The organism is Dolichospermum sp. FACHB-1250, assembly GCF_014696335.1.
GTDB classification, from domain to species: Bacteria; Cyanobacteriota; Cyanobacteriia; order Cyanobacteriales; family Nostocaceae; genus Dolichospermum; species Dolichospermum planctonicum.
On sequence record NZ_JACJPZ010000035.1, the window covers coordinates 41,528 to 49,774 of the forward strand.

An 8,247-nucleotide genomic window follows, 5' to 3' on the forward strand; every position below is an offset into this window, starting at 1 on the left:
TTAATCCTACTTTATAAGGTTTGGGTATGAAAATGTTATTGATTTGGCTCATTCAGGGTTATCGTTTATTTATTTCTCCTCTGTTTCCCCCCACTTGTCGCTTTCAACCGACTTGTTCTATGTATGCGATTCAAGCAATTGAACGGTTTGGGGTGTTTCGGGGTAGTTGGATGGCTATTATGCGGATTTTACGCTGTCATCCTTTTCATCCAGGAGGTTATGATCCTGTTCCAGATGTGAAGGAAAAATCTTGTTGTGAACATGAACACTTGTAACGAAAAATTCAAAATCTCAAACTTTGCGCGAAACATATTTATACTGGCATTATACAAACTGTTACAAACTCCGAAATCTTAGATCAAATTAGCAATTAAAATGCGTCCATACCACCAAATCCCCATTATTGAATGTGGTGAACCTTTAGTTAAAATTCCTCTAGAATTATTTGCGGTAGAATCTCCTCACCCTTATCAAAAGTTAGGTGCTAATTATGGGGAACATTCACCTTATTATTTACGCGAAAGTGTAATTTCCAATTTGATTCAGGCGCAAAATTATTTACAATTTACAAATCCCCATTGGTACATTCAAATATTCGATGCTTATCGTCCCGTAGCTATCCAACAATTTATGGTAGATTATAGTTTTAGGGAAGCGTTGCGAAATCGGGGTTTAACAGCAGCAGAATTGTCACCCCAGCAACTCGAAGAACTCTGGGAAGCAGTTTATGAAATTTGGGCTGTACCGAGTTTGGATATGAATACCCCTCCTCCCCATAGTACGGGTGCTGCGGTGGATATTACCTTAGTCAATGATACCGGGGAAATTGTGGATATGGGTTCACCCATTGATGAAATGTCCGAGCGATCGCATCCCGATTATTATATTAATAGTCATCAAACCTACCATACTCGCCGTCAATTATTACATAATGTCATGTTAAAAGCTGGATTTCAACGTAATCCTAGAGAATGGTGGCATTTTTCCTTTGGTGATCAAATGTGGGCTTGGTTATATAATCAATCTCATCCTGAAAGTGCAATGACAGCACGTTATGGCAGATTGACCTAAAACACACACAGAAATTTTCTTTCTTGTTGTGCTATAATCGCAATTAATCATAATTTCTTGGAGAGGTGTCCGAGTGGTTGATGGTGACGCACTCGAAATGCGTTTTGGGGAAACTCAACGGGGGTTCGAATCCCCCCCTCTCCGTTGAATTTACCGCTTATTGCGGCGGTTTTTCTGCATCTTGTGGTGGTTTTTCTGCATCTTGTGGTGGTTTTTCTGCATCTTGTGGTGGTTTTTCTACCTTTTGTGGTGGTTTTTCTGCCTTTTGCGGTTGATTTTCTACCTTTTGTGGCAATTTTTCTACCTTTTGCGGTTGATTTTCCGGTGCTTGATTTTGGTTTGTTTCTTGGGTTGGGACTTCCACAGAAGAAGAATTTGCTGGTTGAGATTCCTTCTGGGGGATAACTACGGGACGAGATTCTGGTGAAGATGAGGGTAATACCTGATTTTGATTGGATTCTGGTACGGTATTTTTTGGGACTGGAGGAGGGGTTTTCTGCGATTCTTTAGCCTCACGCAAAGTGTCCACTAAAGATGGTGAAGAAGTAACAACTGGTGTTGATTTCTCTATTGTTGTATCAGGAGTTGGAGTGGGTTGAGAGTTATCTTGAGGTGCTTTTTCTTCATAACTGCTATTACTACTATTACTAGTAGGAGTTGGTTCTGGAGAAACAATCACATTTTTCCTTCTTCTTCTCAAACTACGCACTGGTATAGATTCCCTAGAATATGAGGTTTGAGTCTTTTGACTTTCATTTTGACTGTCATTTTGACTTTCATTTTTACTTTCAGGTGATGGTGATATTTCGACAAGGGGTTTGGGTGTGTTAGATTCGTAAGTAGTTTGTTCAACAAGCGGTTTAGGTGATGATTCTAAATCAGATTTTGATGATGTCCGAATCATGCTAAATCCCGCTGTAGCTGCAAGTAAAGCGATACTAATACCAATAACTCCCTTGGGTACACTGGCTTTTTGTTTAATAGCAGGGACTTTCTTGATGATTGATGGTGTAGAAATGGGAAGAGGAGTAACTTTTTTATGTAAATCTTTTGATTTTAAACCCGATAAATTAATAGTAGGTACTGCTTGAGTAGGTAAAATTGGTGATATGACATTTAACCCATTTACTGGCAGCATTTGTAGCCATTCTGCGACTGTAGTAGGCCGAAATTGGGGTTCTATAGCCATTCCCCGCATCACTGCTTCATTCACAGCCGCGCTGAGATTGGGCTGTAGCTCATTGGGAGATGGCATTTTCTGGCGATCGCGCAATAATGCAGGTATGGGAACTTGTGCTGTTAATAGTGCATATAAGGTCGCCGCTAACCCATAAACATCTGTGGCCGCTGTGCGTGGTGCTTGAGTTAAATATTGTTCAATAGGTGCATAACCCTCGCTGACCAAACTTGTGTGTGTCTGTTTTGCCCCGTCATTAAATTCTCTAGCAATACCAAAATCAATTAATACTACTTCCTGAGTTCCTTGACGCAAAATAATATTATCTGGTTTAACATCTCTATGTAATAAACCGTTATGATGTACTACCTGTAAAGCCGCGCCTATTTGGCGGATATAATGAATAGCTGTGGCTTCTGGTAGGGGTATTCCTGGTAATACAAATGCTGTACCTAAAGTCTCTCCGGGAATGTATTCCATTACCATATAAGGTAGACTGTCTTCCTGAAAAAAGTCACTTACCCGGACAATGTGAGGATGAACACAAGTAGCTAATCTTTTGGCTTCCTCTTGAAATTGGCGCTGGAATTTGGGAAAATCGGGATGTTGTCGCAAGTGTTCATGGATAGTCTTCATTACCACTTCTTGACCTAAATAGTGGTGCATAGCTTTAAAGGTAACACCAAATCCGCCCCGCCCTATTTCCTGGAGGATGGTATATTTTCCATTCTGTAAAATTGTGCCTGCTAACATAGGGTTTTTGAATCTTAAATGAGCAGATGATTAACTAGGTTGTAGCACTTTTAGCTGTAAAATACAAACACAAATCACCAGTCTAAGATGAATATTTTTATATTCCGCAAAGACGCAAAGAAGTAAAGGAACAAACCGAAAATTTAAACAGATATAAAATACTCTATAACTTAAAACTAGATTGGTTTTCTGTAGTTGCAATTCTACTAACTCATGAGCTATGATTGCTCCTATTAAATCTGTCTGGATAATAATTCATGTGAGGCGATAATATCCCCGACTCATTTGATTTATTATATCCATAAATGATAAATTTGTCTGTTGAAGTCGGGGATTTGGACATGAACAATTGCTATAGCTGAATACTTACCTCTCTGAATCAAAATTTTTCTATCTTTAATGTCTACTTTCTTCACGACTGGGAAATGATTTTCTGTCCATGTTGATAAAACCTTCAGCACTAATTGGGGAGCATCTAATTTTTTCATTGAAAATATCTTTAGGTAAGGGACTATCAAAATCATCCGCAAATCGGATAAATGTGGACAAACCGGACATTAACTAGTTTTGGCGTTTTTTTTCTGAAGAAAACCCCTACTTTCGTTCTATTTTGCCTAAGTCCTGTATATGATAAATATAGTCTGTAAAGAAATGTAAATAGTGTGATGCTACAAGATAAAGTTATTGTCATTGTCGGTGCTACTGGTGGTATTGGTGCAACCCTGACTCGTCAACTAGCACCCACAGGGGTGAGGTTGGTACTCGCAGCTAGAAACGCGGAAAATTTAGCAACATTAGCAACTGAGTTACCGGGATCACCTGGAAATGTACTTATAGTTCCCACTGATATTACTCAACCTCAACAAGTAGATACATTAATCCAAAGGACAATAAGCCAGTTTGGACAAATTGATGTCTTAGTAAATGCAGCCGGAGCGGGCATTCTTAAAGCCTACAACACCATTGAACCAGCAGATTTAGAGAAAATGCTAAATTTGAATTTAAAAGGCTGTTTTTACACCACTCAGGCGGCAGCGAAAGAGATGCAAAAACGTAAATCTGGTCATATTTGTAACGTTGTCGGTATTCTGGGTAAACATTCTATGCCCATGGCTGCGGCTTATTCTGCTTCTAAATTTGGTGTAGTGGGTTTTAGTAAATCCATAGCAGAAGAACTGAAACGCTTTGGAGTGAAGATAACGCTGTTTTACTTTGGGGGAATAGATTCTCCTTTTTGGGATCAGGTAAATTTAAAAGTAGATCGGAATAAAATGCTCAGTTGTGAAACTGCTGCCAATGCCATTTTCTATGCCTTATCGGTTGAACCCCAGGCTATACCAATGGAAATTAATATTCAACCTGAGAGCCATTTATTTTTCTAGTATCTAACAGATGAAAGCTGATCATAAATACTTGATTTTGAAGACTTGATTTTGAATACTTGATTTTGAATAAGTTATGCTGGTTGATCATGTTCACTTCTATGTTGAAGATGCAGTAAGGTGGAGAGATTGGTTTGTATATTGTCTTGGTTTTCAAGCAGTAAATGAGGGCATTTTTCCAGGTCTTTCTCACCATCAAAAATCCTTGCATACTTGTACAAAAGTAGTAAAAAGTGGCTCTGTATGCTTTTTACTTTCTTCCCCGATTTTACCTACTAGCCCTGTGGCTGAATTTTTGCGTCAACATCCTCCTGGTGTGGCTGATATAGCCTTTGTTGTTGATGATGTGGAAGCATTGACAGCAAAGGCCATCAGCAATGGTGCAAAAGTTCTCCAACCGGTTGTTCATACTGGATTTTGTAAGTATGCTAAAATTGCTGCGTGGGGTAGTTTGAATCATACATTAATTACCAGAAATAAGGACGAAATCAGGCAAGAGGTAACAGGTAAGAGGGAGCAAGTACATGATGCTATTACCGCAATTGATCATCTAGTTTTGAATGTGGGAGTTGGTGAGTTAGAAACCGCTGTTAATTGGTATCAAAACATTTTTGATTTCCACCCTCAACAAAGTTTTAAAATTAAAACTGATCGTTCTGGTTTGCATAGTCGGGTCATGATTTCTCCCCATGGAAATATCCAATTACCAATTAATGAACCAGCGTCACCTAGTTCGCAAATTCAGGAATTTATAGAGGTGAATAAAGGGGCAGGTATTCAACATATTGCTTTACTGATACCAAATCTTGTTAATGCAATTGCTTGTTTTCGCGCTGCTGGTTTATCCTTTCTTTCCGTTTCTCAAAATTACTATTCCCAGTTACAAAAACGAGATAAATTTTCCCTATCACCTCAAGAATTAAAAGCGATCGCCCAGCAGGAAATTTTGGTAGACTGGCATGAAGATGCGAGGGAAGGGCAACTATTATTGCAAATTTTCAGCCAACCAATTTTCTCACAACCAACTTTTTTCTTTGAATTTATTGAACGTCGTCTTTTAGCCCAAGGTTTTGGAGAAGGTAACTTTATGGCTTTATTTCAAGCCATTGAACGCGAACAAATTAAACGCGGTTTTGTTAGCAATTAATACATTTTTAATTGAGTATTCAAAATCTAAAATCTAAAATCTAAAATCTAAAATTCATTTACTGAGAACGTTGAATATTACCTGCTTTTACCCAACCTTCTTGATTAGTATCAGCAATGCGAATTTTTTGCCATTTTTTATCCGTACTTTCCTCTAACATAATAACTTTTTTATTACCGCCAACTCCTCCTGTACTGGGAGAATTTATATCTGGTTCTGCTCTCATACTTAACCCTTCTGGCCAAGTAACAATTCCTGGATAAGCACCTGGTGGTAATGAATTGGGTGACTTTGTGGGAGTAGGTGTAGGTACTGGGCTAGAAGTAACTTTTTTCTCAGGTTTAGGTTTGGCAATGGCTTTAGGCTTTGTGATTTGGTTTGTAGGATTATCGTTAGCAAACATCGGCTTGGGTGGATTTACGGCAGTACGGTTGACAAAATAGAGGGCAACTATCAAGCCAGTACCTAATAGAACCGCGATCGCTAAAAGTTGACCGAGTATAAATTTAAGTAAGTTTTTAAACATATAGTGGGGAATAGGCAATAGGTACAAGATTTTTAATTTTTAATTCTTTTCTTGACGTTGAATACGTTGATTTAAAGGGGTATATTTTGAAGCTAGACGGGCCCTACCAGCTGCGGCCCATTCTTGGAGTTTTTGAATTTGCTCGACAGCGGTTCGCGCTAAGGGGATAATTTGACTAGCAGCTTCTAAAATATCATCAGTTGTGAAATCACGGTTTTGACTAAAGCCAATGTGCATGGCTTCGATTAGCGTTTGCTCAATTTCTGCACCGGAAAAATCGGGAGTTTCGTAGGCCAACCTATCAATCTCATAGCTGTTCAAATTATAGGGACGTAATCGGGATAAATGGACATAAAAAATTGCTTTTCGTTCCTCCTGACTAGGTAAACCAACAAAGAAAATTTCATCAAATCGCCCTTTTCTTAACATTTCTGGTGGTAAGGCTTGAATATCGTTAGCGGTAGCCACAACAAACACAGGGGAGGTTTTTTCGGCTAACCAATTGATAAAAGTCCCAAATACCCGGCTAGTAGTACCTGCATCACCTTTGCTACCCAAGCCAGAAAAAGCCTTATCAACTTCATCAATCCATAGTATACAGGGGGCGAGCGCTTCTGCCACTTGAATCATTTGCCGGGTGCGAGATTCGGACTCACCCACCAAACCGCCAAATAACCGCCCTACATCTAAGCGTAACAGTGGTAAGTGCCAATGGTGGGCGATCGCTTTAGCGGTCAAGGATTTACCAGTTCCCTGAATTCCTACTAACATTAACCCACGGGGGTGGGGTAAACCATATTGTCGAGCTTTTTCACTAAAAGAACCACCGCGACGAATTAACCAATCTTTCAAATTATCTAGTCCCCCAATATCAGTAATTTCCTCAGTTGCGGGATAAAAATCGAGAATTTGAGTTTGGCGGATAGTTTGGCGCTTTTCTGCTAAGACTAAATCTACATCTTCTGGTTGTAATTGTCCATGGGATGCGATCGCCCGTACTAACACCCGACGGATTCTTTCCATAGACAACCCTTGACAAGAACGCACTAAATCATCCAAAAACTTACCACCAGGAGGGTTGTCCGTGGTTTGTAATAACCTTTCTACCTCTGTTTTGATCTCCCCTGCGTTAGGTAGGGGAAATTCCACCACCGTTAGCACTTCTGTTAAATCATCAGGAATAACGACGCGGGGGGATAATAAAACAATATTTTTCGGTTGCGACTTCAATAGTCGGGCTAAATTACGGAGTTTACGAGAAATGGCCACATCATCTAAAAAACGATGATAATCTCGCAAAATCAACACCGCAGGGGCAGCAGGAGTCAATTTTTCTACAAACTCTAAGGCCTGTAACGGGTTACGTTTGCCAAATCCCACATCATTAGGACTTCCCTGATAACCGTCTACAAAATCCCAAGTATACACCGGACGATTACCTTGATTGATGGCTTCTTCTCGAATCGTAGCTTCTACCCGTTCTTCTTCATAGGTGGGAATATAAATCAATGGATACCGAGCGCGAAGTAACAATTTAAACTCATCACGAAAATTCATAAAAGTAATGGTTCTTAAATGTAGAAATTCAGGATTTTCAAAAAATCTCTAATTTATAATAACTCAAGTTGTCATTCATCTGGTTGAGGCTGGTAATTTGGTGATGAATAATAGGTAATTGGTGATAAAATATCTTTTTTATCCTGTTTATCCTTTCATCCTGGACATCCTGATTCTGATCATGTTTATTAATAAATCTTAATATTTAATCAGCTAATTTTATGTAACTGTAATGTGATAATATTAATCTCATAACAATATTTGATCAGGTTAAACAATGAATTTAATGGATGAGGGTGTACAAAAAGGTCTGATTAAGTTTGATGATGAATAAAAATATATAATAAAAATATATATTTACCATCAAATCTTCTTGATATCCACCTATTAGGCTGATATTAAACTCTTGATATTTCCTTATTCATAATTCATATAAGTGATACTTTGTCACAACAAATTAGATGGGTTTCCCGTGAATCTATAGATTTTTTCGATTTCCAATCATGACAAATACAAAAAACACAAATAAACCCTTATTTTCTCAACATTATTTAGATTATCGCATTCAAGAACTTCCAGAATGGCAATTAGATATTAAAGCAGAATTTGCGGCATTAAAAAATCTTTATTTATC

General features: G+C 38.5%; 8 protein-coding genes and 1 tRNA gene. 5 read left to right on the plus strand and 4 right to left on the minus strand.

The window, feature by feature from the left end:
* The first annotated feature begins 26 nt into the window (after nucleotides 1-26).
* From yidD to H6F39_RS13610, 3 genes are all read left to right on the plus strand, one after another.
* Nucleotides 27-275, plus strand: coding sequence for a membrane protein insertion efficiency factor YidD (gene yidD, locus H6F39_RS13600; protein ID WP_168360218.1), 249 nt, complete (start codon nucleotides 27-29; stop codon nucleotides 273-275).
* A 100-nt stretch (nucleotides 276-375) separates the two neighbouring features.
* Entirely contained in the window at nucleotides 376-1,071 is a 696-nt protein-coding gene (locus H6F39_RS13605; RefSeq protein ID WP_190372472.1) for a M15 family metallopeptidase, read from the plus strand.
* A 59-nt stretch (nucleotides 1,072-1,130) separates the two neighbouring features.
* Nucleotides 1,131-1,215 (plus strand) — tRNA-Ser (locus H6F39_RS13610).
* 13 nt (nucleotides 1,216-1,228) lie between these two features.
* Here the strand turns inward: H6F39_RS13610 and H6F39_RS13615 are convergent.
* Nucleotides 1,229-3,001 carry a protein kinase gene (locus tag H6F39_RS13615; RefSeq protein ID WP_190372471.1) on the minus strand — a complete coding sequence of 591 codons (1,773 nt, stop codon included), beginning with the start codon at nucleotides 2,999-3,001 and terminating at the stop codon, nucleotides 1,229-1,231.
* A gap of 293 nt (nucleotides 3,002-3,294) precedes the next feature.
* The gene (locus H6F39_RS13620; protein WP_137907550.1) at nucleotides 3,295-3,489 is read right to left on the minus strand and encodes a hypothetical protein; all 195 of its coding nucleotides are present in this window, start codon (nucleotides 3,487-3,489) and stop codon (nucleotides 3,295-3,297) included.
* A 177-nt stretch (nucleotides 3,490-3,666) separates the two neighbouring features.
* Here H6F39_RS13620 and H6F39_RS13625 point away from each other — a divergent pair, with 177 nt between their 5' ends.
* Complete coding sequence (locus tag H6F39_RS13625) at nucleotides 3,667-4,383, plus strand: SDR family oxidoreductase (RefSeq protein WP_137907597.1); 717 nt, start codon at nucleotides 3,667-3,669, stop codon at nucleotides 4,381-4,383.
* A gap of 76 nt (nucleotides 4,384-4,459) precedes the next feature.
* A complete protein-coding gene (gene hppD, locus H6F39_RS13630; RefSeq protein ID WP_190372470.1) occupies nucleotides 4,460-5,530 on the plus strand; it encodes a 4-hydroxyphenylpyruvate dioxygenase in 1,071 nt (356 codons plus the stop codon).
* Between the two features lie 58 nt (nucleotides 5,531-5,588).
* On the opposite strand, the gene H6F39_RS13635 is transcribed toward hppD, so the two are convergent.
* Nucleotides 5,589-6,056: an SH3 domain-containing protein gene (locus H6F39_RS13635; protein ID WP_137907596.1), complete on the minus strand. Its 468-nt coding sequence runs from the start codon at nucleotides 6,054-6,056 to the stop codon at nucleotides 5,589-5,591.
* Between the two features lie 39 nt (nucleotides 6,057-6,095).
* The gene (locus tag H6F39_RS13640) at nucleotides 6,096-7,613 is read right to left on the minus strand and encodes an AAA family ATPase (protein WP_137907548.1); all 1,518 of its coding nucleotides are present in this window, start codon (nucleotides 7,611-7,613) and stop codon (nucleotides 6,096-6,098) included.
* Nucleotides 7,614-8,247: the final 634 nt, after the last annotated feature.